Annotated in this window: 21 protein-coding genes and 1 pseudogene; 10 read left to right on the forward strand and 12 right to left on the reverse strand. The window is 72.4% G+C overall.

Annotated elements, in window-relative coordinates:
* The first annotated feature begins 136 nt into the window (after window positions 1-136).
* The gene (locus tag C3489_RS00500) at window positions 137-550 is read left to right on the forward strand and encodes a hypothetical protein (RefSeq protein WP_103778588.1); all 414 of its coding nucleotides are present in this window, start codon (window positions 137-139) and stop codon (window positions 548-550) included.
* A gap of 59 nt (window positions 551-609) precedes the next feature.
* Here C3489_RS00500 and C3489_RS00505 read toward each other — a convergent pair whose 3' ends face one another.
* Window positions 610-939: a hypothetical protein gene (locus tag C3489_RS00505; protein WP_103778874.1), complete on the reverse strand. Its 330-nt coding sequence runs from the start codon at window positions 937-939 to the stop codon at window positions 610-612.
* Between the two features lie 254 nt (window positions 940-1,193).
* Here C3489_RS00505 and C3489_RS00510 point away from each other — a divergent pair, with 254 nt between their 5' ends.
* On the forward strand, window positions 1,194-3,986 hold the full coding sequence (locus tag C3489_RS00510; RefSeq protein ID WP_258054507.1) for a LuxR family transcriptional regulator: 2,793 nt from the start codon (window positions 1,194-1,196) through the stop codon (window positions 3,984-3,986).
* 20 nt (window positions 3,987-4,006) lie between these two features.
* Here C3489_RS00510 and C3489_RS00515 read toward each other — a convergent pair whose 3' ends face one another.
* Together C3489_RS00515 and C3489_RS00520 are read right to left on the reverse strand one after the other, a co-directional pair.
* A complete protein-coding gene (locus C3489_RS00515) occupies window positions 4,007-4,831 on the reverse strand; it encodes an NAD(P)H-binding protein (protein WP_103778592.1) in 825 nt (274 codons plus the stop codon).
* 129 nt (window positions 4,832-4,960) lie between these two features.
* A complete protein-coding gene (locus C3489_RS00520; protein ID WP_103778594.1) occupies window positions 4,961-6,439 on the reverse strand; it encodes a glutamate--cysteine ligase in 1,479 nt (492 codons plus the stop codon).
* Between the two features lie 179 nt (window positions 6,440-6,618).
* Between C3489_RS00520 and C3489_RS00525 the strand changes: the two genes are divergently transcribed.
* On the forward strand, window positions 6,619-7,215 hold the full coding sequence (locus C3489_RS00525; protein WP_103778596.1) for a hypothetical protein: 597 nt from the start codon (window positions 6,619-6,621) through the stop codon (window positions 7,213-7,215).
* Window positions 7,216-7,267: 52 nt separating this feature from the next.
* Here C3489_RS00525 and C3489_RS00530 read toward each other — a convergent pair whose 3' ends face one another.
* Both C3489_RS00530 and ctaD read right to left on the reverse strand, forming a co-directional pair.
* Entirely contained in the window at window positions 7,268-7,639 is a 372-nt protein-coding gene (locus C3489_RS00530) for a hypothetical protein (RefSeq protein WP_103778598.1), read from the reverse strand.
* Window positions 7,636-9,375: a cytochrome c oxidase subunit I gene (gene ctaD / locus C3489_RS00535; protein WP_103778600.1), complete on the reverse strand. Its 1,740-nt coding sequence runs from the start codon at window positions 9,373-9,375 to the stop codon at window positions 7,636-7,638. The genes C3489_RS00530 and ctaD overlap by 4 nt, the downstream gene beginning before the upstream one ends.
* Window positions 9,376-9,588: 213 nt before the next feature.
* Here ctaD and C3489_RS00540 point away from each other — a divergent pair, with 213 nt between their 5' ends.
* The 4 genes from C3489_RS00540 to C3489_RS00555 all read left to right on the forward strand — a co-directional run bounded on the left by C3489_RS00540 (window position 9,589) and on the right by C3489_RS00555 (window position 14,280).
* A complete protein-coding gene (locus C3489_RS00540) occupies window positions 9,589-10,119 on the forward strand; it encodes a hypothetical protein (protein ID WP_103778602.1) in 531 nt (176 codons plus the stop codon).
* A gap of 202 nt (window positions 10,120-10,321) precedes the next feature.
* Window positions 10,322-12,148, forward strand: coding sequence for a glycoside hydrolase family 15 protein (locus tag C3489_RS00545; RefSeq protein ID WP_103778604.1), 1,827 nt, complete (start codon window positions 10,322-10,324; stop codon window positions 12,146-12,148).
* 204 nt (window positions 12,149-12,352) lie between these two features.
* Entirely contained in the window at window positions 12,353-13,651 is a 1,299-nt protein-coding gene (locus C3489_RS00550) for a phosphatase PAP2 family protein (RefSeq protein WP_103778606.1), read from the forward strand.
* A 71-nt stretch (window positions 13,652-13,722) separates the two neighbouring features.
* Window positions 13,723-14,280, forward strand: coding sequence for a hypothetical protein (locus C3489_RS00555; RefSeq protein WP_103778608.1), 558 nt, complete (start codon window positions 13,723-13,725; stop codon window positions 14,278-14,280).
* 13 nt (window positions 14,281-14,293) lie between these two features.
* Here C3489_RS00555 and C3489_RS00560 read toward each other — a convergent pair whose 3' ends face one another.
* On the reverse strand, window positions 14,294-15,061 hold the full coding sequence (locus C3489_RS00560; RefSeq protein WP_103778876.1) for an SDR family NAD(P)-dependent oxidoreductase: 768 nt from the start codon (window positions 15,059-15,061) through the stop codon (window positions 14,294-14,296).
* A gap of 224 nt (window positions 15,062-15,285) precedes the next feature.
* Between C3489_RS00560 and C3489_RS00565 the strand changes: the two genes are divergently transcribed.
* Complete coding sequence (locus C3489_RS00565; RefSeq protein WP_103778610.1) at window positions 15,286-16,836, forward strand: Re/Si-specific NAD(P)(+) transhydrogenase subunit alpha; 1,551 nt, start codon at window positions 15,286-15,288, stop codon at window positions 16,834-16,836.
* A 6-nt stretch (window positions 16,837-16,842) separates the two neighbouring features.
* On the forward strand, window positions 16,843-18,309 hold the full coding sequence (gene pntB, locus C3489_RS00570) for a Re/Si-specific NAD(P)(+) transhydrogenase subunit beta (RefSeq protein ID WP_181139436.1): 1,467 nt from the start codon (window positions 16,843-16,845) through the stop codon (window positions 18,307-18,309).
* Between the two features lie 25 nt (window positions 18,310-18,334).
* On the opposite strand, the gene C3489_RS00575 is transcribed toward pntB, so the two are convergent.
* From C3489_RS00575 to C3489_RS00600, 6 genes and pseudogenes are all read right to left on the reverse strand, one after another.
* Window positions 18,335-18,904: a DinB family protein gene (locus C3489_RS00575; protein WP_103778612.1), complete on the reverse strand. Its 570-nt coding sequence runs from the start codon at window positions 18,902-18,904 to the stop codon at window positions 18,335-18,337.
* A gap of 53 nt (window positions 18,905-18,957) precedes the next feature.
* Window positions 18,958-19,677, reverse strand: a complete 720-nt coding sequence (locus tag C3489_RS00580) for a YoaK family protein (RefSeq protein ID WP_103778614.1) — start codon at window positions 19,675-19,677, stop codon at window positions 18,958-18,960.
* 4 nt (window positions 19,678-19,681) lie between these two features.
* Window positions 19,682-20,848, reverse strand: a complete 1,167-nt coding sequence (locus C3489_RS00585; protein ID WP_103778880.1) for an AI-2E family transporter — start codon at window positions 20,846-20,848, stop codon at window positions 19,682-19,684.
* A gap of 119 nt (window positions 20,849-20,967) precedes the next feature.
* Window positions 20,968-21,306: a hypothetical protein gene (locus C3489_RS00590; RefSeq protein WP_258054508.1), complete on the reverse strand. Its 339-nt coding sequence runs from the start codon at window positions 21,304-21,306 to the stop codon at window positions 20,968-20,970.
* A 96-nt stretch (window positions 21,307-21,402) separates the two neighbouring features.
* Entirely contained in the window at window positions 21,403-23,049 is a 1,647-nt protein-coding gene (locus C3489_RS00595) for an amidohydrolase (RefSeq protein ID WP_374936707.1), read from the reverse strand.
* A gap of 79 nt (window positions 23,050-23,128) precedes the next feature.
* Window positions 23,129-24,571: pseudogene (locus tag C3489_RS00600) on the reverse strand (APC family permease).
* A 238-nt stretch (window positions 24,572-24,809) separates the two neighbouring features.
* Between C3489_RS00600 and C3489_RS00605 the strand changes: the two are divergent.
* The gene (locus tag C3489_RS00605) at window positions 24,810-25,376 is read left to right on the forward strand and encodes a TetR/AcrR family transcriptional regulator (RefSeq protein WP_103778620.1); all 567 of its coding nucleotides are present in this window, start codon (window positions 24,810-24,812) and stop codon (window positions 25,374-25,376) included.
* Window positions 25,377-25,400: the final 24 nt, after the last annotated feature.

Consider the following 25,400-nt stretch of genomic DNA (forward strand, 5'->3'; position numbering starts at 1 on the left):
CAGTCCCATAACGCTTCACCCCAACGAGTGAATTACAGGACGGATTTCCGGACGTCTCCCGCTGTGTCCGGTGTGCTGAACCGCGCGGGGCCCGACCGGACGGTGCCCGGCCCACAAGGCAGGGGGAGTGAGACCTATGCGTCTCGTCGTGTTGTGCGCATGGCTGCTGACGGCCGCTCTCGGCGGCTACCTCGCCACGGTGTGGATCCGGCACGGCGGCCTGCGCCAGCGGACGCCCGGCGTGACCAGGCTGCCGCTGTGGCTGGTGCTGGGGCACGTGACGCTCGCGGTGGGCGGACTCGCCGCCTGGAGCACCTATCTGCTCGGCGGTGTGCGCGGTTCCGCATGGGCGGCCTGCGTGGTCGTCCTGATCGTGGCCGCGTTCGGATTCATGATGCTGCTGCGCTGGCTGCCCAGCTCCGGCCGGCACTCCCAGGCCGCGGGCGCCACCGCCGAGCGGCACTTCCCGCTGACCGCCGTCGTCGCCCACGGCACGAGCGCCGGCGCCACCGTGCTGCTCGTGATCCTCGTCGTCCTGCGCCAGGCCTGAGCAAGGCGGCCCGTTCCGGTCCGGCGGCCCGGCAGACGGCCTCGGGGCGGCCCCCTCGGTCAGGCGCCCGGCAGGCCCGGCACCGGAGCGCCCGAGCGGGCGGAGCGGACGAACCAGCCGTGCGCGGTGTCCCACAGGTGGGCCCGCGCCGCCGCCCAGTCGGGCTCCCAGCCGGGCCGCACCCCGCGCGCCCCCCATCCGTCCGGCCGGCGGCGCGGGACGGCGAGCCCCGCCGCGTGGGCGGCGAGTGCCGCGTCGCACACCTCGCGGGCGATCCGCACGGCTTCCCGGCCGCTGTCCGCCTGGCCGGTGAAGACATAGCTGCCCCGCCGGTCGGGCTGGGCCTGGTGCGTGATCGGGACGTCGACCTGGAAGTACGGCTTGGCCACCACGTCCACCTTCCTGTGTCGGTCGGTCGGTGTGACGAACGTATGGGCGATCCGCGCCACCTGCCATCCGGGGACCCGGCGCTACGTATACGCAATTAACCCGCCGCGCGGACCGAAGTGCCCCCCGATGTGCGCACACGTCTTCTCCTGAGGCCCACCCCGGTCGCAGAATCGACGTTCGAACGCTGGCAGATCCGGGGGCCGACGGCTGGAGCAATGTGGTGGCGCTTGGTGACGCTCCGTGGACACGCAGAGTGCGGCGGACGCTCGACGGCGAGGACACCCGGCCCGTCCTCGTCCTGGTGGAGGGCCCTGCGGGGCACGGCAAGAGCCACCTCGTCCGGTGCCTGACCACCGCACCGTGGGCGGCGGGGACGGCACACGAGGTGTGGACGTGCGCGGACGGCGAGCCACCCGCGCCGCCCGCCGGCGACCGGCCCCTGCTGCTGGTCGCCGAGGACCTGCACCGAGCCGGGCAGAGGGACCTGGCGTGGCTGCGCGCGGTGCTGGAAGGCGCCCGCCAGGGACTGGCGGCCGTGGTGACCTACCGGCCCGAGGAACTGCCCGAACCTGGCCTGCCGCTCGGCACGCCGCCCCCGCACTACCCCTCCCGCCTGTCCGTCCGCCGGCACCGCCTGGAGCCGTGGACCGCCGACGAGGTGCGCCGGTACGCCGGTCAGGCCCTCGGCAGGCGCTGCACACCCGAGGCGGTCGCCCGGCTGTACGAACGGTCAGCGGGTGTGCCGCAGGTCGTGGCCGACCTGGTGGAGGCCCTGCACGACAGTCCCGGCCAGCAGTGGTTCACCCCCGCCGACGTCGACGCGGCCGGCGTCCCCGTCCGGCTGGCCGACCTCGTGCGGAGCCGCACCGCCGCGCTGCCCGAGCACCACCGGCCCGTGGTGTGGGCGGCGGCCGTGCTGGAGCGGCCCGCCACGGACACCGACCTGCTCACCGTCGCGGCCCTCGCACCGCACGAGGGCCGCGACGCACTGGGCGCCGCCCTGGCGACCGGGCTGCTGGCCGAGACCGGCGACGGCCACTACCGGCTGGTCTGCCCGCTCGCGGCCCGGGCACTGCAGCAGGTGCTCCCCGGCCCACTGCGCAAGGACCTGCACGGACGGGCCGCGGACGTGCTCGCCGCCCGGCAGCCGGCCTCCTGGCCCGAACTGGCCCGGCACCGCCGCGCCGCCGGCCGGGTGCGCAGCTGGCTGCGAGCCGTGGAACAGGCCGCCCGGCAGGCCCACGCCCTCGGCGAGAGCGCCCGCTACCAGCAGGCCATCGGGCTGCTGGAGGAGGCGATGGCCTCCCCGGCCGTCTCCCCGCAGGCCCGTGCCCGGCTGGCGCCGGTGCTGGCGCGCAGCGCGGTCGACGGTCTGCGCTCCGACCAGACCGTCGAGGCCCTCCAGCGCGTCGTCCGGGACGACACCCTGCCGGCCGCGGTGCGCGGCGAGATCCGCCTCGACCTCGGACTGCTTCTCGTCAACCAGGTCGGCGGTCAGGACGGCCGCAGCGTGCTGGAGCAGGCCGCGGCCGAACTGCGCGAGGAGCGCCCCGCCCTCGCCGCGCGGGCCATGTGCGCGCTCTCCTCACCGCGCTGGCCCGGAACCGGCGCCGACGCGCACGAGAAGTGGCTGCGGGCCGCCGACCGGGCAGCCGCAGACAGCGGCGACCCGGCGGCCTCGGCCGCCGTCGCAGCCGCCCGGGTCACCCTGGCCACCATGCGGGGCGATCCGCGGGGCTGGGCCCTGCTGGATGCCCTGCCCACCACCAGCACCGACGTCCAGGCGCGTCGGCACGCCGCGCGCGGGCTGTGCAACGCCGCCGACGCGGCCGTCTGGCTCGGCCACTACGAGCGGGCCGAGAAACTGCTCGCCGAGGGCGTCGAACTCTCCGTGACCAGCGGCTCGCCGTTCACCGAACACACCGCGCTCGGTGCCCGCCTCACGCTCGACTGGATGCTGGGACGCTGGCAGGGCCTCGCCGAGCGGTGCGAGACGTTCGTGGCCGCCACCTTCGACATGCCGCTCATCTCCAGCGACGGGCGCATGGTGCTGGGCCTGCTGGCGCTGGCCCAGGGGGAGTGGGGCCGGGCGGTGTCCTGGCTGTCCGGCGAGCACGGCACGGCACCGGAGTACGCCTCACCCAGTCAGGCCGCGGCCATGTCCGGCGCTCTGATCCGCCGCGAACTGGCCCGGGACGCGGTCCAGAACGCTGCCGCCGAGGCCCGCACGGCCTGGGAGAAGGTCGTCCGCAAGGGCATCTGGGCCTGGGCGGCCGAACTGGCCCCCTGGGCGGTGGAGGCCACGGCGCGCGCGGGCCGCGCGGGGGAGGCCCGGACGATGGTCGACGCCTTCGCCGAGGGCCTCGACGGCGTCGACGCGCCCGGCGCCCGCGCCGCACTGACCTGGTCCCGCGCCGCCCTCGCCGAAGCCACCGGCCACCCGGCCCGGGCGGTCCCGCTGTACCGCGCCGCCTCGGCGGCCTACGCCGCGCTGGGCCGCCCGTACGCCCAGGCCCTGACAGCGGAGGGCGCGGGCCGCAGCGCACTGGCGGCCCGGGACGCCGACGGCGCCGACGCAGGAGTGGACAAGGAGGCGTACGAGGACGGAAGCGAGGGCCCGGAGGCGTACGGGACCGGCGGACGCGCAGGTCAGGGCGGCGTGCACACCGGCGAGGCTCTTGGGCGCACACCGTCCCCCGACGGAGACGACGGCCCCGACAACCGGGCCATCGCCGAACTCACCTGCTGCATCGAGCAGTTCACCGAGCTGGGCGCCGCCTGGGACGCCGCCCGCACCCGTGCGCTGCTGCGCGCCCACAGCCCCGCGCCGCAGCGCCGCCCGCACGGCCGACCCGCCTACGGCGACCAGCTCTCCCCGCGCGAGCGCGAGGTGGCCGAGCTGGCCGGCGCCGGCCTGACCAACCGGGAGATCGCCGCCACCCTGCACCTGTCGCCCCGCACGGTGGAACAGCACGTCGCCCGCGCCATGCGCAAACTGAACCTCGCCTCACGGCAGCAGCTGGCCGAACCCATCGGCGGCGGCTGAGAGGAGGGAAGGCCGGCGCTCTAGAACCGGTGACGGTTGTCCGTGGCCCACTGCGCGAAGGTGCGCGCGGGACGCCCCGTCACCTTCACCAGGTCGTCGAGGACCTGTGACTCGTCCAGATCGCCGCCGCGGTAGAAGCGGAAGAACGCCTCCACGTACTCGGCCGGCATGCCCGCCTCCATCTCGGCCCGCGCCTCCTCGTCCGACAGGCCCACGCAGCGCAACGGCCGTCCGAGCACTGTGCCGAGCACGGCGACCTGGTCCGCGGGCAGCAGGGACTGCGGTCCCGTCAACTCGTAGACGCACCCCTCGTGCCCCTCGCCGGTGAGCGCCTCGGCGGCCACGGCGGCGATGTCCCGGGGGTCGACGCAGGCGGCGGGCACGTCGGGGAACGGCACCCGCACCTCGTCGCCCGCGCGCAGCTGCGGCAGCCAGCGCAGCGCGTTCGACATGAACGCCCGCGGTCGCAGCAGCGTCCAGGACATTCCCGAGTCGCGCACGGCCCGTTCGGACAGCGTCATGTACCGGGACACGGCGTTTGTGAGGTCCTCCAGCGCGGCCGACCCGCCGGAGAGCAGCACCACATGCCGTACGCCGGCCTCCCGCGCGCGTTCCAGCAGCCCCGGCATGTCCGCGTAGCCCGGCAGCAGGAACATCCCCCGTACGTCCCGCAGCGCGTGGCCCAGCGTGTCGGGCCGGTCGAGGTCGCCGGTGGCCCGCTCCGTTCCCGGCGGCAGGTCCGCGTCCGGCCGCCGGGCCAGGGCCCGCACCGGCACGCCCCGCGCGGCCAGTTCCCGGACGAGCTCGGACCCGGTGTTGCCGGTGGCGCCTGTGACGAGTAACAACGTCCCTCCATGGGGTGTGACGCGGCGGTGCGGCCGGGCTCGGCGGCACGGCGAGCGCCGTGACGAGCCGCCGCCACTGTCCCACGGGGGTGGCGGCGGCGTCCGGCGATCCGGGCATGCGCCGGCGGGTCAGTCGACCGGCCAGGTGTGCACCGGGGCGTTGAGGTGCATGTAGTCGATGTACTGCCGCGTCATGCGCCGCAGGGCCTCGTGCCGGCCGGCGCGGGACAGGGCGTCGACGTGGTGGAACATCTCCGTCTGCCAGACCGCCCCGTTGCGGGCGGTGACGCACCGCTGCTCGATGACGCCGAGCAGTGGCTCCCGCCAGGACGCGTCCATGCCGGTGCGCTCAAGGCCCCGGTGCGCCAGCGGCAGCAGCCGCCGCAGCACCAGTTCGGGCACGGGCACCTCGCCCATGCCCGGCCAGTACAGCCGGGCCTCGATGCCGTCCCGGGCGGCGGTGCGCAGGTTGTCCTCGGCGGCGGAGAAGGACATCCGCGACCACACGGGGCGTTCCTCCTCGACGAGGGCCCGGGTGAGGCCGTAGTAGAAGGCGCCGTTGGCGAGCGTGTCGGCGACGGTGGGGCCGGCCGGCAGCACCCGGTTCTCCACCCGCAGGTGCGGCTTGTCGTGGGCGATGGCGTAGACGGGACGGTTCCAGCGGTAGATCGTGCCGTTGTGCAGGGTGAGCTCGGCGAGGTGCGGGATGTCGCCGCGTTCGAGTGTCTCGGTGGGGTCCTGCTCGTCGCGCAGCGGCAGCAGCGCGGGGAAGTAGCGCAGGTTCTCCTCGAAGAGGTCGAAGACGCTGGTGATCCAGCGCTCCCCGAACCACACCCGGGGCCTGACCCCCTGCACCTTGATCTCCTGGGCCCGGGTGTCGGTGGCCTGCTCGAACAGCGGGATACGGGTCTCGTGCCACAGTTCCCGGCCGAACAGGAACGGCGCGTTGGCGGCCAGCGCCACCTGGACACCGGCGATGGCCTGGGCCGCGTTCCAGTAGTCGGGGAACTCCTGCGGGGAGACCTGCAGGTGGAACTGGGTGCTGGTGCAGGCGGCCTCCGGCGTGATGGTGTCCGCGTAGGTGCGCAGCCGGTCCACGCCGTCGATCTCGATGTGCAGGTCCTCCCCGCGGGCGGCGAAGATCTGGTCGTTGAGCAGGCGATAGCGCGGGTTCTCCGACAGGGCGGCCTCGCCGACGTCCTGCTGCCGCAGTGTGGGCAGGATGCCGATCATGATCAGGTGGGCGCCGACCGAGCGGGCGCGGTCCTCCGCGTGATTGAGCGCGGCGCGGATCTCCCCCTCCCAGGCGTCGGGGCCACCCTCCGTCAGCCGGCGGGGCGGGATGTTGATCTCCAGGTTGAACCGGCCCAGCTCAGTCGACCAGGCGGGGTCCGCGATCGCCTCCAGCACGTCGATGTTGCGCATCGCCGGCTCGGCCCGATCGTCCACCAGGTTCAGTTCGATCTCCAGCCCCACCTGGGGCCGCTCGGACTCGAACCGTGCCTCGCGCAGCATCTGCGCGAGGACGTCGAGGCACTCCTGCATCTTGATCCGGTACCGGCGGCGGTCCTCACGGGTGAAGACCAGCGCCGGGACGTCCCGTCCCATGGGCCCTCCCGGTCGCGCCTGACTGCGCTGCCTCTCACCCCAGAATCCCACCGCCGCCCGGGAGCGACCAGACGGGACCGTGGCGTCGCCGCCCGGGCCTGCCCGCCGGGCCCGTGCGGGGCCGCCGGCCCGCGGGTGGTCACTACGATGCCCGCGGTGATCGAGAGGGGAGCCGAGCGATGGGCGACTACTACGAGCGGATCGTGGACGTCGAGGTGGGCGGCGAGGAGGCGGGGCCGCTCGCCGAGCGGATGGTCGACTGGATGGTGCGCGAGGGGCTGATCACGCGGGAGACGTCCGCGGAGGGGGTGTACAGCCTGTACGCCGACGAGGGATACCTGCCCGGCCCGAACTGGCCGCGGGCCGTCGCCGACGCGTCGGACCCGGACTGGCTGCCGGGACCGGTGGCCGTCGTCGTCGGCCGTCACCACCACGTCGGGGGCCAGGGAGCGGACGAGGCGGAGTACGCCGACTGTCCGCGCTGCGGGACCAGAACCGTGTTCATCGACTACCCCGAGCGGTTCGAGGCGGACGAGGAGGTCTGGGGGCCGTTCAGGGAGGCGATCGCCGCCTGGGAGGAGCAGGGGGAGGGCAGCGCCCCCTGCCCGGCGTGTGGCGCCTCGGTCCCGGTCACCGAGTGGCGGTGGGAGTCCGGCTTCGCGGTCGGTGCCCTCGCCTTCGACTTCTGGGGCTGGCCCCCGCTCGCCGCCGGTTTCGTCGCGGAGTTCGGGCGCCGGCTGGGACACCGCACCGTCGATCACATGGGCAAGTTCTGAAACCGCCGGCGGCTCCGCCTCAGCGCACCACCGGGCAGCCGGCGGCGCCGCTTCAGCGCACGACCGCGCAGACGGCCGCGCTCACCCCCGTGGCACAGGCCAGCACAGCCGACCCGCAGAGGGCGTGCCAGGTGAGCAGGCGGTGCCGGAGCTGGGCGTAGCGGGCCTCGTACTCCCGGCGCAGTTCCTCGGCACGCCGGATCGTGTGGCGCAGGCGCTGCCGGGTCAGTTCGATGTGCTGCTCGGCGTAGAGCCGTGCCACCTCCTCGGCCTGGGCCGTGGTCAGCCACGGCAGGCGGGCGCAGAAGGCGTCCGCCTCACGCCGTGCCTGCTCCTGGTCGGCCCGGGCGAGGAGGTAGCCCTCGACCTCGTTGGCCAGCGCGCCTTCCCGCTGCTCGGCGAGGGGCCCGCGGGAGTCGGTCATCGCCGGTCGCCTTCATGCCCTGCGGCGTCGATGGCGTCCCGCCGTCCGGTGACCTCCTTCTGGTCCAGTTCGGAGATCTCCGGGTAGTGCAGGTCGAACGCGGGGGACTCGCTGCGGATCCGCGGCAGGGTGAGGAAGTTGTGCCGGGGCGGCGGGCAGGAGGTGGCCCACTCCAGCGAGCGGCCGAAGCCCCACGGGTCGTCGACACCGACGTGCTTGCCGTACTTGGACGTCTTCCACACGTTGTACAGGAACGGCAGCATCGACAGACCGAGCAGGAAGGAGGCGATCGTCGAGATCGTGTTCAGGGCGGTGAAGCCGTCCGCCGCCAGGTAGTCGGCGTAACGGCGCGGCATGCCCTCGGCGCCCAGCCAGTGCTGGACCAGGAAGGTGCCGTGGAAACCGAAGAACAGCGTCCAGAAGGTGATCTTGCCCAGGCGCTCGTCGAGCAGCTTGCCGGTGAACTTGGGCCACCAGAAGTGGAAGCCGGCGAACATCGCGAAGACGACGGTGCCGAAGACGACGTAGTGGAAGTGCGCCACCACGAAGTAGGAGTCGGAGACGTGGAAGTCCATCGGCGGCGAGGCCAGGATGATCCCGGTCAGACCGCCGAAGAGGAACGTCACGAGGAAGCCGGTGGCCCACAGCATGGGTGTCTCGAAGGACAGCGCCCCCCGCCACATCGTGCCGATCCAGTTGAAGAACTTCACCCCGGTCGGGACGGCGATCAGGAAGGTCATGAAGGAGAAGAAGGGCAGCAGGACCGCCCCGGTGACGAACATGTGGTGCGCCCACACCGTCACGGACAGACCGGCGATCGCGATCGTCGCGGCCACGAGGCCCATGTAGCCGAAGACCGGCTTGCGGGAGAACACGGGCAGGATCTCGGTGACGATGCCGAAGAACGGCAGGGCGATGATGTACACCTCTGGATGGCCGAAGAACCAGAAGAGGTGCTGCCACAGGATGGGCCCGCCGTTGGCCGCGTCGTAGACATGGGCGCCGAACTTGCGGTCCGCCTCCAGGGCGAACAGCGCGGCCGCGAGCACCGGGAAGGCGAGCAGGACCAGGACACCGGTCAGCAGTACGTTCCAGGTGAAGATCGGCATGCGGAACATGGTCATGCCCGGGGCGCGCATGCAGATGATCGTGGTGATGAAGTTGACCGAGCCGAGGATCGTGCCGAAGCCGGAGAAGGCCAGACCCATGATCCACAGGTCGGAGCCGATGCCCGGCGAGCGGATGACGTCCGACAGCGGTGTGTAGGCGAACCAGCCGAAGTCGGCCGCGCCGTTCGGGGTGAGGAAACCCGCGACCGCGATCAGTGAGCCGAACAGGTACAGCCAGTAGGCGAACATGTTCAGCCGCGGGAAGGCGACGTCGGGGGCGCCGATCTGCAGCGGCATGATCCAGTTCGTGAAGCCGGCGAACAGCGGCGTGGCGAACATCAGCAGCATGATCGTGCCGTGCATCGTGAACGCCTGGTTGTACTGCTCGTTCGACACGATCTGCAGGCCGGGGCGGGCCAGTTCGGCGCGCATGACCAGCGCCATCACCCCGCCGATCAGAAAGAAGGCGAACGACGTCGACAGGTACAGCGTGCCGATCGTCTTGTGGTCCGTGGTCGTCAGCCACTTCACCACCACATTGCCCGGGCGCTTGCGCCGAATGGGCAGTTCGTCCTGGTAATACGCCTCTTCGGCCGGGGAACCCTGGGGTTCGTTGAGGATGCTCACAAGCGGTGTCTCTCTCGAAAGACTGGCTTCGCCCACGTCGGTCCGGCCATCCTCGCGGTACGCGGACCGAGGTGCGGTCCGCGAGCAGCGACACGCGGCTGTTCACGTGACGATCACACGCGAATGGAGCAGCGGACATGCGATCCGTAGCTCCTTGCTCACCTCTCGGGCAAGGCTTTTGAACATGTTCAATTCCCGGCGTATGCTGCCGCCATGAGTGATGCGAGCGATAGAGCCGCGCTGCTGAAGAGCGTGCGCGCCTGGCTGGTCCTCTTCGTCGTCTGCCTGGTGCTCAGCGGCGCCACGGCCTTCCCCCTGGTGCACGAACTGCGGTGGGCGGAGTCCGCGCTGCGGGCCCTGTCCGCGCCGGAGTACCTGCCCGGCCTGATGCACTGGATCGAGCGGGTCCGCGACGGACTCGACACCGCCGACGCCGACTACCCCTTCCTCCTCTACGGCACCGACTGGCTGGCCTTCGCCCACCTGGTCATCGCGGTCGCCTTCTACGGCCCCTACCGCGACCCCGTCCGCAACATCTGGGTCGTCGAGTTCGGGATGATCGCCTGCGCCGGCATCATCCCGCTCGCACTGATCTGCGGGCCCCTGCGGGGCATCCCGTTGTGGTGGTCGGTGATCGACATGTCGTTCGGCGTGTTCGGAGTGATTCCGCTGTACGTGGTGCGGCGCAAGATCAAGCGGTTGGCGACGATGACCGTGAACCAACCTGTGGCTACGGCAGCTTGACGGGGTATCAAGTCCTGTCCCACGCGGGCCGCCGGTCGTCGGGTCGCCGGGGCCTCACCCGCCCGGCGTACCCCACATGGACGTACAGCCGGGACGGCCGGATGCTTCAAGCGCGGGCAGGCCGTTGCGGGGTCAGGGGCGAGGTGTCCCACGAGCCGCCCACGCGGCCCGTGGCCCACGAGCGGCTCACGCGGAGGAACTCATGCGACGCTACCCGCCCATCGCCGACCACGGCCTCGTCGGCGACCTCCAGACCGCTGCGCTGGTCTCCTCCGACGGTGTCGTCGACTGGCTGTGCTCGCCCCGCTTCGACGCGCCCAGCGTCTTCGCGGCCCTCCTCGACCACGAGCGCGGAGGCCACTTCGCCATCACCGTGGAGGGCCCGGACGTCGCCACCCGCCAGCTGTACTTCCCGGACACCGCGATCCTCGTCACCCGGTTCCTCACCCCCGAGGGCGTCGGGGAGGTCGTCGACTTCATGCCCGTGGACCGCCCCGGGACGCCGGCCTCCCGGCACCGGCTGATCCGGGTGATGCGGGTGCCGCGCGGGCGGGTGCGGTTCAGCCTGAGCTGCCGTCCGCGTTTCGGCTACGGCAGGGCCCGGCACACCCTCGAACTCCACGAGGGCCTGGCCCGCTTCCGTGGCCCGGGCGTCGAGGCGCTCCTCCAGCCGCTGGGCGCCGTTCACCTGGAGCGGGACGCCGACGACGTACGGGCCGGCATCGAGCTGACGCAGGGGCAGCAGGCCTCGGTCGTGCTCACCCTGGACTCCGCGGGAGCCGAGCCAGAGCCCGCGCTCGGCCCGGAGCGGGTGCAGGCGGAGTTCGACGCCACCCGTGACTTCTGGCACCGCTGGGTCCGCCGCGGCCACTACCGGGGCCGCTGGCAGGACGCGGTGAACCGGTCCGCGATCACCCTCAAGCTGCTCACCTACGCCCCGACCGGCGCCCCCGTCGCGGCGGCCACCACGGGCCTGCCCGAGCAACTGGGCGGCGAGCGCAACTGGGACTACCGCTACACCTGGATCCGGGACGCCTCCCTGTCCGTGCACGCCCTGGTGGACCTGGGCCACGAGGAGGAGGCGCACGCGTTCCGCCAGTGGCTGGGCGCGCGGCTGCGGGAACGGCGGACGGTCACCGGGGAGCCCCTGCAGATCATGTACCGGGTGGACGGCGACCCGCACCTCGCCGAGGAGATCCTGCCGCACTGGGAGGGGTACCGCGGCTCGGCCCCCGTCCGCGTCGGCAACGGCGCCGCCGACCAGCTCCAGCTCGACATCTACGGCGAGGCGGCCTGGGCCCTCACCCGTGTCCACGACCCCTCCTGGTCCGGATACGGCTACGACGGCTGGCTCGCGCTGTCCGACACGCTCGACTGGCTCACCACCCACTGGGACCGCCCCGACGACGGCATCTGGGAGACGCGCGGGGGAATGCGGGACTTCACCTACAGCCGGCTGATGTGCTGGGCCGCCTTCGACCGCGGCATCAACCTCGCGACGGCGTTCGCCCGCCCCGCCGACCTCGCCGCCTGGACCTCCGCCCGCGACACCGTCTTCCGGCAGATCATGGCCCACGGCTGGAGCGAGCGCCGCCGGGCGTTCGTCCAGCACTACGGCGGCGAGGTGCTCGACGCGTCCCTGCTGCTGATGCCCGCCGTGCGGTTCGTGGCGCCGATGGACCCCCGCTGGCTGTCCACCCTGGACGCGATGGACGCCGAACTCGTCTCCGACGGCCTCGTCCACCGCTACGACCCCGCCGCCTCGCCCGACGGCCTGCGGGGCAGCGAGGGCACCTTCTCGCTGTGCACCTTCCTGTACGTCGATGCCCTGGCCCGGGCCGGCCGAGTCGACCAGGCCCGGTACGCCTTCGACAAGATGCTCACCTACGCCAACCACGTCGGCCTCTTCGCGGAGGAGATCGGCCCCCGCGGCGAACAGCTGGGCAACTTCCCGCAGGCGTTCACCCACCTCGCCCTGATCACGGCGGCGACGACCCTGGACGAGGCACTGGACCGCTCGGAGAACTGACGAGCCGACGTGCGGCCGATTTCAGATCTGGTACGGCGGGGCCGGTCTCGGCAATACTCACCAGCTCCGCTAACATGATCGAACTTAAAACGATCACTATGAAATCTGACAAATCGGCTGAATAAATTGATAACTAGAGCAACACGGGTATTTTCACGAATAAACGGGAGACGGGATTTTGCCGCGTGGCGCCGGCCGCGGGTGATGCTGTGGACGGCGGCAGGCGTCGTGGCCCTCGGTTTCCTCGTCGCGCTGGAGATCGCCGCCCGCGGATACGGGGTCCCGGGGCCGATCACCACTCAGGCGCGCGAGGTGATTTCCGCCCCGAAATCCGGCCCGTTGTTGTACGCCGGCATGGCGTTGACGATGGTGGTGCTCACCTGGCGGGAACGGTTTGTCGCGATAGGGGCGGCAATCGGGATAGATGTCGCTTTCTGGCTGGTGCGGTGGGCGATCGGCGCGGAAGTGACCGACGGCCACCCCTTCGGCAACGGCGCGTTGTGGGTGGTCCTGGGCTGCGGAGTCATCGCCCTCACCCGCCGGACCGGTGCGGAACGTGTCCTGCTGCTGAAGGGCGTCGGGCTGGGCCTGCTGCTGGTGACGGGCCGCAAGACGGGCGACGTCTGGCTGCTGATCACCTCGAAGACCCGCCCCATGGTGTTCGACCAGTACGTGGCGCTCGCCGATCACGCGCTGGGCGACCCGTCCTGGCTGGTGGGCCGCATGGTCGCGGCCACCGGGCCGATCGGCGCCCATGTCCTCGACTACGTCTATGTGCAGCTCGCGGTGGCAGCGGTCGTCGTCGCGCTGTACCAGCTGCGCAACGTGGCCCGCGACCGCCGCTTCCCCAGCCACCACCTGGTGCGCACCTTCCTGGTCATAGGCCTCGTCGGGCCCAGTATCTACATGGTCTTCCCGACCGTCGGGCCGATCTTCGCCTACGGCGACGGCGCGTTCGGCACCGGCGGCCTGCACTGGGCGGTGGCCGACCTGTGGCCCCACACACCGCCCCCCATCGGCACCCCGCACCTGATGCCCTACGACGAGATAACCCCGCGCAACTGCATGCCCAGCCTGCACACGGCATGGGCGACGACGATCTTCATCCATTCCCGCAAGGGCCCCCGGATTCTGCGCTGGGCGGGCACGTTCTGGCTGATCGCCACGCTCGGCGCGACGCTGGGATTCGGTTACCACTACGGCGTGGACCTCATCGCCGGTGTCGTGTTCGCCTTCACCATCGAGGGCGCTCTGCGCTCGTTCGACCGCGGCTGGGACCGGGCCGGAATCCAGCTGGTCGCCCACGGAACGGCGGTTTTCGCCGCGCTGCTGGTCTCCTATCGCTATCTGCCGATGCATATGGCCCGGCAGCCGTGGCTTTTCGGACCACTTCTGATTCTGGCGATGGCCTCGGTGGTGTACGCCTTCGCGCGCACCACGCACCTGTGGGAGCCGAAGGCCGCCCCGGCGCGGCAGCCCCAGCCCCAACCCGAACTGGTGTGAAGCCCGGGGGGGCCCGTCTCTGCACACGGTCCCCATCGGGCCCCCATACGCCCGTGACTAAGCTGATCTTCATGGCGGCAGAGGAGACCGGGAACCGGGCCGGGACGGTGTGTCCGGCGTGCGGCGGCGCCGAGGTGCGTACGGTGGAACAGGCGCGCACCGGCAAGGGCGCCTCGCGGCAGAACCTGCACGGCAGGCTGGCGCCGGGCCCGGACAAGACCGGCGACGGGTGTGCGCACTTCGCCGAGGGCATGGTGCTCACCGGCCTTGGCGTCGCCCTCGCGTTCACGGGCGTCGAGCAGCACAAGCCCCTCTACACCGTGGGTGGTGTGCTGCTCGCCCTGGTCTGCTTCTTCGGCACGTTCGCCGTCGTGCGTGACGACCGGCGGGAGCGGGCCGCCGCCCAGGCCGGTGCCGGGCGTGCCGACTGGCTGTGGCGCCCCGCCCACTACTGCTACGGCTGCGGTTCGGTGTTCTGCCCAGGCCAGGACCCCTGGGCGGGGGCGCTGACCCCGGAGCAGTTCAAGAAGCTGGTATGGACGGAGGCGGGCTACGCCGACCAGCTCCAGCCGGGCGACCGGGCGAAGGACGCCGAATTGCCGCCCGGCGTGCTGCCCTGGCGGCCGTAGCGCGGCCGCCGGCTCATGTACGCAGGTGTGACGCCCCGTTGAGGTCGAGGATCGTGCCCGAGGCCCACTCCGCGGCAGGGGAGGCGAGCCACACGACGGCCGCCGCGATCTCCTGCGGGGTGGCGACCCTGCCGAAGGGACTCTGCGCGCGGATCGCGTCACCCTCGGCGCCGTCCAGGCGCGGGGAGACCCGCTCCGTGGAGAAGAAGCCGGGCGCGACCGACGCCACGGCGATGCCGTAGGGCGCCAGCGACACCGCCAGCGACTGGCCCAGGGCATGGACCGCGGCCTTCGTCGCCCCGTAGGCGGGATGATCGGGTTCGCCGCGGAACGCGCCGCGGGAGCCGATGTTGACGATGCGCCCGCCCCTTCCCTGGTCGATCATGCGGCGGGCGACGAGATGGCTGAGGTTCGCCGTGGCCAGAAGGTTCACGGCGACATGCTGCTGCCACACCGCCACCCACTCCTCGTACGGGGTCTCCGCCGGCGGGTGGCGGATGTTCACCGCCGCGTTGTTCACCAGCACGTCGACGCCGCCGAGCGCCTCCGCCGCCGCGTCCACCACGGCCGCCGCCCCCGCCGGATCCGCGAGGTCGCCGCCGACCAGCACATGGCCGGAACCGGCGAGGGAGTCGAGCGTCAGACGGGCCTCGTCGGCACGCGAACCGTAGTGGACGGCGACCTTGTCGCTCCCCTCGGCGAACGCCTGTGCCACGGCACGGCCCAGTCCCCGCGAGGCCCCGCTGACGAGGACGCGACGGGGGGAGGGGGAATGCGTCAGATCCTGCGCGGCGGTCACGATGCGGCTCAGCCTTCCCTGCGGGTCGTCAGTGCCGCAAGCATAAGGATCACGGCGGGATTCGTGCGGCTGCCCCTGGTCATGTACGGCGAAAAGGCGGCTTCGGCGGGTAGGTTCCTACGGCGTGCGTCCCTCGGGAAGGATCCCGGCGGACATCCCTTGATCGCGGATAGCCCGTCAACCTCCGCAGAGGAGAGAAGCGAGATATGTCTGCACAGGAACCCGCGCACCACTCATCCCAGCGCATCGGCGTCGTGGCCGAGTGCCTCTCCGGGGAGACACGTGTCGCCGCGACCCCCGCGACCGTGCGTCAGCTGCTGGCCCTGGGCTACCGGGTCGTGGTGGAGCCCGAGGCCGGCGCCGCCTCCGGCTTCGGCGACCAGGCGTACCTCGATGCCGGCGCGGAGATCGGCGAGGCCTGGGACGCCGACGTCGTGCTGAAGGTGAACTCCCCATCGGACGCAGAGATCTCCCGGCTGCGCCGGGGCGCCACCGTCGTCGCCCTGCTGTCCCCGGCGCACCGGCCCGAGCTGCTGCGGGCGCTGGCCGACGCGGGCGTGACCTCGCTGGCGCTGGACGCGGTGCCGCGCATCTCGCGCGCCCAGTCCATGGACGTACTGTCGTCGATGGCGAACATCGCCGGATACCGGGCGGTCATCGAGGCCGCCCACGTCTTCGGCCGCTTCTTCACCGGCCAGGTCACCGCCGCCGGCAAGGTGCCCCCGGCGAAGGTGCTGGTCGCCGGCGCCGGGGTGGCCGGTCTCGCGGCGATCGGCGCCGCCTCCAGCCTCGGCGCGGTCGTACGGGCCACCGACCCGCGGCCCGAGGTCGCGGACCAGGTGAAGTCACTCGGCGGCGAGTACCTCCCGGTGCACGTCACGCAGGAGGCGAGCACCGACGGCTACGCCAAGGCGACCTCCGCCGACTACGACCGCGCCGCCGCCGAGCTCTACCACGAGCAGGCGAAGGACGTGGACATCGTCATCACCACCGCGCTGATCCCGGGCCGGCCCGCGCCGCGCCTGCTGACGGCCGAGGACGTGGCCGTGATGAAGCCGGGCAGCGTCGTCGTCGACATGGCCGCGGCCCAGGGCGGCAACGTGGAGGGCACCGTACCGGGGCGTGCCGTGGTCACCGACAACGGCGTCACCCTCATCGGCTACACCGACCTGGCCTCGCGGCTGCCCGCGCAGGCCTCGCAGCTGTTCGGCACCAACCTGGTCAACCTGCTGAAGCTGCTCACCCCCGGCAAGGACGGCCGGCTGGTGATCGACTTCGACGACGTCGTCCAGCGGGCCGTGACCGTGGTGCGCGACGGCGACGTCACCTGGCCACCGCCGCCCGTCCCGGTCTCGGCCGCTCCGGCCGCGCAGCCCACGCCACCCGAGGCGGAACCGGCGCCGGCGAGAGCGAAACCGGCGGGGCGCTTCGCCCTGATCGGGCTCGGCATGCTCGCCCTGTTCCTGCTGGTCGCCTTCGCGCCCGCCCAACTCGCCGAGAACTTCACGGTGTTCGCGCTGGCCGTGGTGATCGGCTACTACGTCATCGGCAAGGTGCACCACGCCCTGCACACCCCGCTCATGTCGGTGACCAACGCCATCTCGGGCATCGTCGTGGTCGGGGCCCTGCTGCAGACCGGGCACGAGAGCACCCTGGTCACCGCGCTGTCCGTCGCGGCGATCCTGCTGACCAGCGTCAACATCTTCGGCGGTTTCGCCGTCACCCGCCGCATGCTGTCCATGTTCTCGAAGGGCTGAGCCGAGATGACCTCCCTGACAGCCTCCCACGCCGCCGACCTGGTCGCCGCCCTGCTGTTCATCCTCAGCCTGGCCGGTCTGTCCCAGCACCGCACCTCCCGCGCCGGCGTCGTGTACGGCATCGCCGGCATGGCCCTGGCGCTCGTCGCCACGGTCGTGGTGGCGGCGCGGAGCATCACGGCCGGTGCGGTGACCCTGATCGTGGTGGCCATGGCGCTGGGCGCGGTGCTCGGCCTGTGGCGGGCCCGCCGCGTCGAGATGACGCAGATGCCGGAACTGATCGCCGTACTGCACAGCTTCGTCGGCCTCGCCGCGGTGCTGGTCGGCTGGAACAGCTACCTGGAGGTGGAGGCGCACGGCACGGAGCAGACCCTGATCGGCGCCGACCTGCTCCGCATCCACCACGCCGAGGTGGTCATCGGCGTCTTCATCGGCGCGGTCACCTTCACCGGGTCCGTCGTCGCGTTCCTCAAGCTCTCGGCGCGCATCAAGTCCCGTCCGCTGATGCTGCCCGGCAAGAACGCGCTGAACATCGGCGCGCTCGTCGCCTTCGTCGCGCTGACCGTGTGGTTCACCGTCAGCCCTAACCTGGCCCTGATGATCGCGGTGACCGTGCTGGCGCTGGCACTCGGCTGGCACCTGGTCGCCTCGATCGGCGGCGGCGACATGCCCGTCGTGGTCTCCATGCTGAACAGCTACTCGGGCTGGGCGGCGGCCGCGGCCGGATTCCTGCTCGACAACAACCTGCTCATCGTCACCGGCGCGCTGGTCGGCTCCTCCGGTGCCTATCTGTCGTACATCATGTGCAAGGCGATGAACCGGTCCTTCCTGTCCGTCATCGCCGGCGGCTTCGGCATCGAGGCGCCGTCCGGCGGCGGCGAGGAGCAGGGCGAGCACCGCGAGGTGCGGGCGGCGGAGGTGGCCGGGATGCTCGCCCGGGCCCGCTCGGTGATCATCACCCCCGGCTACGGCATGGCCGTCGCGCAGGCCCAGCATCCGGTCGCGGAGCTGACCCGCCGGCTGCGCGAGCGCGGAGTGGAGGTCCGCTTCGGCGTCCACCCCGTCGCCGGGCGCCTGCCCGGGCACATGAACGTGCTGCTGGCCGAGGCGAAGGTGCCCTACGACATCGTCCTGGACATGGACGAGATCAACGACGACTTCGCCGACACCTCCGTCGTGCTGGTCATCGGCGCCAACGACACCGTCAACCCGGCCGCGACCGAGGACCCGGCCAGCCCGATCGCCGGCATGCCGGTGCTGCGCGTGTGGGAGGCGGAGCAGGTCGTCGTCTTCAAGCGGTCCATGGCCTCCGGCTACGCGGGCGTGCAGAACCCGCTGTTCTTCCGCGAGAACAGCGGCATGCTCTTCGGCGACGCCAAGCGGAGCGTCGAGGAGATCCTGCACGCGCTCGGTACCGACGGCCACCACCGGCCGGCCCCGGCCACCCGTCAGGCGACGTCGGCCGGCCGGTGATCCGGTCAGGCGCCTCGGCTCCGGCTCACTGGCCGACCCGTCCGTCGACGCATTCGCGCAGCAGGTCGGCGTGGCCGCAGTGACGGGCGTACTCCTCGATCCTGTGCACGAGCAGTTCCCGTATGGAGATCCGGTCCTTGCCCACCCGCTCGCCGAGGTCCGGGTGGGCGGCCAGTGCGGCGTCCGTCGCGGCCTGCTCGCGCTCCAGGTCGGCGTACGCGGCCTCGACCACGGCCTGATCGGCGACGGCCCGGTCGAAGTCCGCGTCACGCTCGCCGTACAGCTTCGGCAGCGGGTCGCCGTCGGTGATCCAGTTGCGCCAGTCCCGCTCCACCTCGGCGAGATGCCGGACCAGGCCGAGCAGGGACATCGTCGACGGCGGGACCGACCGGCGGGCCAGCTGCTCGGCGTCCAGGCCCTCGCACTTCATCCGCAGGGTCAGCCGGTAGTTGCGCAGGAAGTCCTCCAGCGTGGCGAGTTCTCCCTCCGGGGCGGGGCCCCCGCTGTCGCGGGGGTCGTCGTCCGGGTCGGTCCACATGTCGGGGTAGACGGTCGCCTGGGTCCATCGCGCGGGTTCGTCGCTCATGCGGGGCATGGTCGCCCGCAACTGCCCGGCAGCGCCACCGATTTCACCTCGGCCGGCCCGGCCTACGACCCGGCGCGGACCCAGTCGGGCTCGGTCGCCGCCAGCCGGTGGACCGTCACCGACGTCGCCGCGAGCAGCAGCAGGGCCAGGCCGAGGGTGAGGACCAGATGGCCGTGCAGGACGAGCAGCGCGCCGACGAGCGCGCCCAGGAACATCGCCAGCACCGACAGCAGGCCCCGCCCACGCCGCCCGCTCGGGCCGGCGGCCAGGGCGGTCAGGGTCTGCGTCAGCACCGTGGTGGTCAGTTCCGGGACGCCGAGGCGCCGGGCCGCGGCGGTCTGCAGACCCATGGCCAGGCCCAGCAGCACGATCAGCGTGTACCGGGCGCCGGCGCTCACCGGTGCGCCGGCGACCGCGGCGACCACCACGGACACCGCGACGAGGACCGCCTGCGCGGCGGCCGCCGCGCGCAGCAGGTGCCCGCGGTGTGTGGCGTACCGCGCGCCGATCCGCCCGCCGGCGAACGCGCCGAGCAGGAACGCGGCCAGGGCGGCCACGGACGCGAGCGCGGACAGACCGGCGCTGCCGGCCAGCGCGAAGCCCATGAGGACCACGTTGCCGGTCATGTTGCCCACGAAGACGCGCCCCAGCCCGAGATAGCTGACCGCGTCCACGAGACCGGTGACCACGGTCAGCGTCAGCAGCAGCGCCGGCAGCGGCCCGTGCCGCTCGTCCCCGGCCGGTACCGGGATGCGCGGGGCGTCCCCCGGACGTCGGCGCATACGGTCAGGTCCCGCCTGGATCAGGGCGCAGCGCCCGCAGCACCGCCCAGGCCACCGAGACGAACGGCACGGCCACGACCGCGCCGATGACCCCGGCGACGATGCCGCCGGCGATGACCGACACGGCCACCACGAGCGGGTGCAGCCGCACCGCCCAGCTCATCACCAGGGGGTGCAGCACATGCCCCTCCAGCTGTCCGATGACGACGATGAGCGCCAGCACCGCCAGCGCGGTGAGCGGGCCGCGCCCGGCGAGCGCGACCACCGTGGCCACGCCGAGCGCGATCGGCGAGCCGATGAGCGGCACGAACGCGGCGAAGAACTCCAGCAGCGTCAGTGGCAGGGCCAGCGGCACGCGCAGCGCCAGCAGCGCGATGCCGACGAGTACGGCGTTGGTGGCGGCCACGATGACGATGCCGCGGGTGTATCCGGCGAACGCGCGCCAGGCCACACGGCCCGCCCGGTCCCAAGCCGGCCGGGCGTCCCTGGGCACCAACTCGTCGCGCGCCCAGGCCCACAGTCGCTCTCCCGAGTGGATGAAGAACAGGGAGGAGAAGACCGCGAGCACGCCGCCGGTGGCGATCTCGACGGCGCGGCCGATGCCGCTCAGGGCGCTGCTGAGCAGGCCGGCCCGGTGCGCGGAGACATAGGAGACGATCTGCCGCTGCAGGTCGCTCAGGGAGTGGGGGCCCAGCCGGAACGGCGGCCGGCGCAGCCAGAGCTCGATCCGGTGCACACCGCTGCGGAACTCACCGGCCAGCTTCGTCGACTCGTCCGCGATGGCGTTGCCCACCAGGGCGAGCAGGGCGAGCAGCAGCACCGCGCTGCCCACGAGCGCGACGGCGACGGCGAGCGGCCGGGGCAGCCAGCGCGCCAGCAGATCCGTCGGCGGACGCAGCACCGAGGTGATGACCAGGGCGAGGAACAGGGCCACGGCGATGAGCTGGAAGCGGCCCAGCACGGTGAAGACGCCGTAGACCACGATGCCGACGAGGATGAGCCGCCAGGCGTGGGCGGCGGCGACCCGCAGCCAGCGCACGGAGCACTCGGCGGGCGGCGCCGGCGGGCCGCCGCGGCGGCGCGAGGGCAGCCGCACCGCGTGCGCGGTGAGGCCACCGCCCGCCCGGGGACCGCGGCCCCGCCTCGCCGCCGCCCGGCCCGCATCCGACACCACGCCGCACGCCTCTCTCGTCACCGACAGCCGGTCGTCTCCAGAGCACGGTAAGCACAAGCGGGGCGGGGACCGGGCTGCAACGCGCCCGGAGGTCACGCACGGGACCGGGAGGGACGTCAGGCGGCTGCCGCGAAGGCCGCCGCGGCGATCGCGATGTCGGCGCGCGCGTTGATGACCAGGCGGACGCCGTCGCGCTCCGCACGCGTCTGCAGCATTCGCCGCAGCGGAGCGCTGTGGGTGATCACCGACATCAGCACCCCGAGACGCACGCAGACACGGTGCGCCTGAAGGACCATGTCGATCGCCGCGGCGCCGACGTCGGGGTCCTCCACCGCGATCACCACGGGCAGGGGCTGATACCCACGGATCAGATCCTCGATCTCCTCCAGGAGCTCGGTTCGCCCGTCGCCCGTGTCGTTCTGCACGGTGACGACCAGCACACCCTGATCCAGCATGTGGGACAGCATCGGCCCGGCCTTTCCCGAGGGGACATCGCTCCAGTCGGAGTACCCCGTTCCGGATGCCTGATGTACCGCGGTGCGACGTGCCCGTCAGGCCCGGTGGACGACCTGCCCGCCGACCATGACGAGCTCGCACACCGTTCCGGGGATCTCCGCCGGCTCCACGCCGAGCACGTCACGGGAGAGGACGACCAGGTCGGCGAGCTTGCCCACCGACAGCGAACCGCGTTCGTGCTCCAGGAAGTTCGCGTACGCCGAACCCATGGTGTAGGCGTGGACGGCCGTCTCGATGTCCACGGTCTCCTCCGGCATCCACGCCTCGCCGCCGTCCAGCGGCCGCCGGGTCACCGCCGTGTACAGGCCCACCATCGGGTCCATCTCGGCGACGTTCCAGTCGCTGGAGAACGCCAGCGTCGCCCCCGCCCGGTGCAGGCTGCGCATGGGCCACGCCTTGTGCCAGCGCTCGGGGCCCACGTTGCGTGCCCAGTCCTGGCCGGGACCGGCGATCTCGGGGGCGCAGTGCCTGGGCTGCATGCACGCCACCACCCCCAGTTCGGCGAAGCGCGGCACGTCCGCCGGGTCGCAGCACTCCACGTGGACGACCTGGTGACGGGCGTCGCGGGGGCCGTTCACGGCACGGGCGCGGGCGACGGCGTCCAGGACGGTGCGGATGCCGCGGTCGCCGGTGGCGTGCACGAAGCACTGGAAGCCGCGTGCGTCGAGCCGGGTGAGCAGCTCACCGAACTCCTCAGGAGGGTAGAAGGTGTCACCGCGGTGCCGGCAGCCGGTGTACGGCTCCAGCAGGGCGGCGGTGCGCGGCTCGACCACGTCGTCGATGTAGAGCTTGAGCGGGCCCACCCGCATCCACGCGTCGTCGAACCGGCGCGCGGCCTCGGCGAACTCGTCCAGGTCGGCCTCAGTGGTGCCGCGGGGGTGGAACAGCGCGGCCACCAGCCGGGAGCGCAGCCGCCCTTCCTTGCGGGCCCGTACGAACAGCTCCAGGTCGTCCAGGGAGTTCTGCGGCTCGACGACGGTGGTGATGCCGAACCGTGCTGCGTCGTCCAGGCTGCGCAGCAGCCGCCCGTACTGCCGCTCGGCCGATGCCCAGGGGACACCGAGCGCGCGCAGCGCCCGATGGCCCTCGCGGGACAGACCGCGCACCGCGAAGTCCTTGACGAAGCCGGTGGGTTCACCGGTGGCCGGGTCCGTCTCCGGCACCCCGAACGGCAGCGCGCCGCACCCGGGGATGACGCCGAGCCGGGCCATCGCGGCGCTGTTGAGCCACATGGTGTGCACGTCGTAGCTCAGCACGAACGCGGGGGTGTCGCCGGTGAGTTCGTCCAGATCGCGTGCGCGGGGCATTCGGCCCTCGGGGAGGACGGAGTAGTCGAACCCCTCCGCCTCGATCCAGCCGGCGTCCGGGTGCCGCTCGCGCCAGGCCGCGATCCGGTCGGCGACCTCGGCGAGCGAGCGGGCCCCGGCCAGTTGCACGCACTCCTCGTCCGAGCCCAGCCGGACGTGGTTGTGCGCGTCGACGAAGCCGGGCAGCACCCGCCGTCCGCCCGCGTCGATCACTTCGGTCCCGGGGCCCGTCCAGAGCGCGGCGTCCGCGTCGGAGCCCAGCCATGCGATCCGGCCGTCGCGGACGGCGAGCGCCTCGGCGGCGGGCAGGTCCGGGTCGACGGTGTGGATGCGGGCGTTGCGCAGGACCAGGTGGGCGGGGGAGGGGGGAGTCACGATCGGTATCTCCAGTCGGTGCGGGTGGTGCTGAACGGCCCGGGCGGGGTGCGCCGCCCGGGCTCGGGGCCAGGCGGGATCAGTCGTCGGCGTCGGGAGCGGCCACCTGCCACCGGTCGTGCGGGTGACGGCGCAGGTAGAGGACGTGGTAGAGGGACGCCGCGACGACGACTGCGCCGGTGAGCGCGAGGTCGCGTCCGGCCTGCTGGTACAGGACGTATCCGACCGAGGCCAGCACGACGACGGGCGCCAGGGGCCACAGCGGCATCCGCCAGGCGGGGCGGCCGCGCAGCGGTGCCCGGCGGGCGGCCAGCGCGGCCAGGGCGAGCAGGACGTAGACGACGGCGAGGATGGCGCCGGTGGCCTCGTACAGCGTCGACAGATCGACGAAGGCGGCCAGTGCCGCCCCGGGCAGGCTGATGACCAGGGTGGCGACCCAGGGGGAGCCGAAGCGCGGGTGGAGGCGGGTCAGCGCCCGGTTGACCGGTGCGGGCCAGGCCCGGTCGCGGCCGGAGGCGTAGACGACCCGCGCGTTCTGCAGCACCATCACCAGGACCGCGTTGAGGATGGCCAGCGCGACACACAGGTCGATCACCGTGGCCGTGGTGTCGCCGGCCCAGCCGCGCACCAGGTCGGAGAAGGTGGCGGTGGACAGGGTCTCGGTCGACGCGGTGCCGAGGACCGCCGCGACCGCGGGTACGACGATGACGGCGGCACCGATGAACAGCGACCAGAAGACGGCCCGCGCCACGTTGCGGCGCGGCTGGTGGATCTCCTCCGCGAGGTAGGAGGCGGTGCCGAAGCCGTTGACCACGAACATCGCGGCGGCCAGCCCGGAGACGAGCAGACCGGCGGTGAACGTGGCCTGCCCGGCGGTGGCCGCGGACACCTCGGGGTGGACGAGCACCGACGGGGAACGCTCGGCGTGGGCCAGGCCGAGCACGGCCACCACCACGGCGGCCACCACCTCCAGCACCAGGAACGCCCCGGTCACCAGGGCGTTCGACTTCACGTCCAGTACGGCCGTGGCGATCGCCACCAGCATGACGGCGCAGCCGGCGACCTGCGGGTCCACCTGCACCAGGTCGGCCAGCTAGTCGGCCGTCCCGAGCGCGATCACCGGGGGGATGACGACGAGCATCGCGATGGTCATCGCGAAGGTCACCCAGCCCAGGAAGCGACCGAGCAGCGCGTCGACCATGGCGTACTCACCGCCGGACGACGGTGTCAGCGTGCCCAGTTCGGCGTAGCACGCGCCCACCGCGACCGAGATGACGATGCCCACCACGATGGTCAGCGGAGCGCCGGTGCCCTGACCGGCGAACAGCTCGGGGACGAGGATGAACAGCGACGAGGCGGGGGTGATGCAGGACAGCGTGAGCAGGACCGCGCCCACGGGGCCGAGCACCCGGGCGAGCGCGGTGGGTGCCGGGATGCCGCCGGCCGCGGCGGGCGCGGGGGTCGAGGACGCGGGCGTCGGAGGGGAGGCGCCGTGCGGTGTGTCGGCAGGAGTGTGCGTCATGGAGGTGCATCCCCGGGGATCGGGCGGCTGGCCGCGAGCGGATGACTTGAACGGGGTTCAAGGAAGTTTGAACGTCATACAAGATGTGGAAGGCGGTCCGGCTCTGTCAATAGGCGGACGCGGAACCCATGAAAACTTGACCGGCGTTCAAGGTCTGTAGGAGTGCGCCGCTAGACTGGTCGCCGTGACGGCACAGGTGGCACGACGAAGGCGCGGCGGGGCGATCGCCCGTGAGCGCATGCTCGACGAGGCGATGCGAGCCATCGCCGAGCACGGCCTGGCCGAGCTCACCATGTCCGGGCTCGCGGAGCGCCTGGGTACGTCTGGCGGGCACATCCTGTACTACTTCGGCACCAAGGACCGTCTGCTCCTCGAAGCGCTGCGCTGGAGCGAGGACCGGCTCACCGAGGAGCGGCGGGCCCTGCTGTCGCGGCGCACCACCGTCAACCGCCGCCTCGACGCCTTCCTGGAGCTCTACCTGCCCGAGGGGCCACGGGACTCCCGCTGGATGCTGTGGGTCGAGCTGTGGGCCCGCGCCGCGGGCAACGGCGAACTGACCAAGGCGCAGGAGGAGTTCGACCAGGCCTGGCAGGAGGACCTGGAACGGCTGCTGGTGCGGGGGGGTTGCGCCAGGGGGCGCTTCGCTCTGCCGGAGGACGAGGTCCCGGCCGTCGCCGACGAACTGCTCGCCCTTCTCGACGGGCTCAGCACCCGGGTCGTCCTCGGCCTGCGCGGCACCACCCGGGAGGGAGCCGTCCACACCGCGCGCCGCGCCGCCCGCAACGCCGTTCGCCCCGTCGAATGACCCGGGCGGGCCCCGTCAGGCATC

The organism is Streptomyces sp. Ru71, from assembly GCF_002920535.1.
GTDB lineage: Bacteria > Actinomycetota > Actinomycetes > Streptomycetales > Streptomycetaceae > Streptomyces.

Bases quoted from the DNA above. Each gene is read 5' to 3' on its own strand.
- pntB (WP_181139436.1), top strand. From the start codon at position 16,843: ATGACCTCCCTGACAGCCTCCCACGCCGCCGACCTGGTCGCCGCCCTG.
- C3489_RS00525 (WP_103778596.1), top strand. From the start codon at position 6,619: ATGGGCGACTACTACGAGCGGATCGTGGACGTCGAGGTGGGCGGCGAG.
- C3489_RS00550 (WP_103778606.1), top strand. From the start codon at position 12,353: ATGCTGTGGACGGCGGCAGGCGTCGTGGCCCTCGGTTTCCTCGTCGCG.
- C3489_RS00555 (WP_103778608.1), top strand. From the start codon at position 13,723: ATGGCGGCAGAGGAGACCGGGAACCGGGCCGGGACGGTGTGTCCGGCG.
- C3489_RS00590 (WP_258054508.1), bottom strand. From the start codon at position 21,306: ATGCTGGATCAGGGTGTGCTGGTCGTCACCGTGCAGAACGACACGGGC.
- C3489_RS00575 (WP_103778612.1), bottom strand. From the start codon at position 18,904: ATGCCCCGCATGAGCGACGAACCCGCGCGATGGACCCAGGCGACCGTC.
- C3489_RS00520 (WP_103778594.1), bottom strand. From the start codon at position 6,439: ATGGGACGGGACGTCCCGGCGCTGGTCTTCACCCGTGAGGACCGCCGC.
- C3489_RS00605 (WP_103778620.1), top strand. From the start codon at position 24,810: ATGCTCGACGAGGCGATGCGAGCCATCGCCGAGCACGGCCTGGCCGAG.
- C3489_RS00530 (WP_103778598.1), bottom strand. From the start codon at position 7,639: ATGACCGACTCCCGCGGGCCCCTCGCCGAGCAGCGGGAAGGCGCGCTG.
- C3489_RS00500 (WP_103778588.1), top strand. From the start codon at position 137: ATGCGTCTCGTCGTGTTGTGCGCATGGCTGCTGACGGCCGCTCTCGGC.
- C3489_RS00545 (WP_103778604.1), top strand. From the start codon at position 10,322: ATGCGACGCTACCCGCCCATCGCCGACCACGGCCTCGTCGGCGACCTC.
- C3489_RS00580 (WP_103778614.1), bottom strand. From the start codon at position 19,677: ATGCGCCGACGTCCGGGGGACGCCCCGCGCATCCCGGTACCGGCCGGG.
- C3489_RS00565 (WP_103778610.1), top strand. From the start codon at position 15,286: ATGTCTGCACAGGAACCCGCGCACCACTCATCCCAGCGCATCGGCGTC.
- C3489_RS00540 (WP_103778602.1), top strand. From the start codon at position 9,589: ATGAGTGATGCGAGCGATAGAGCCGCGCTGCTGAAGAGCGTGCGCGCC.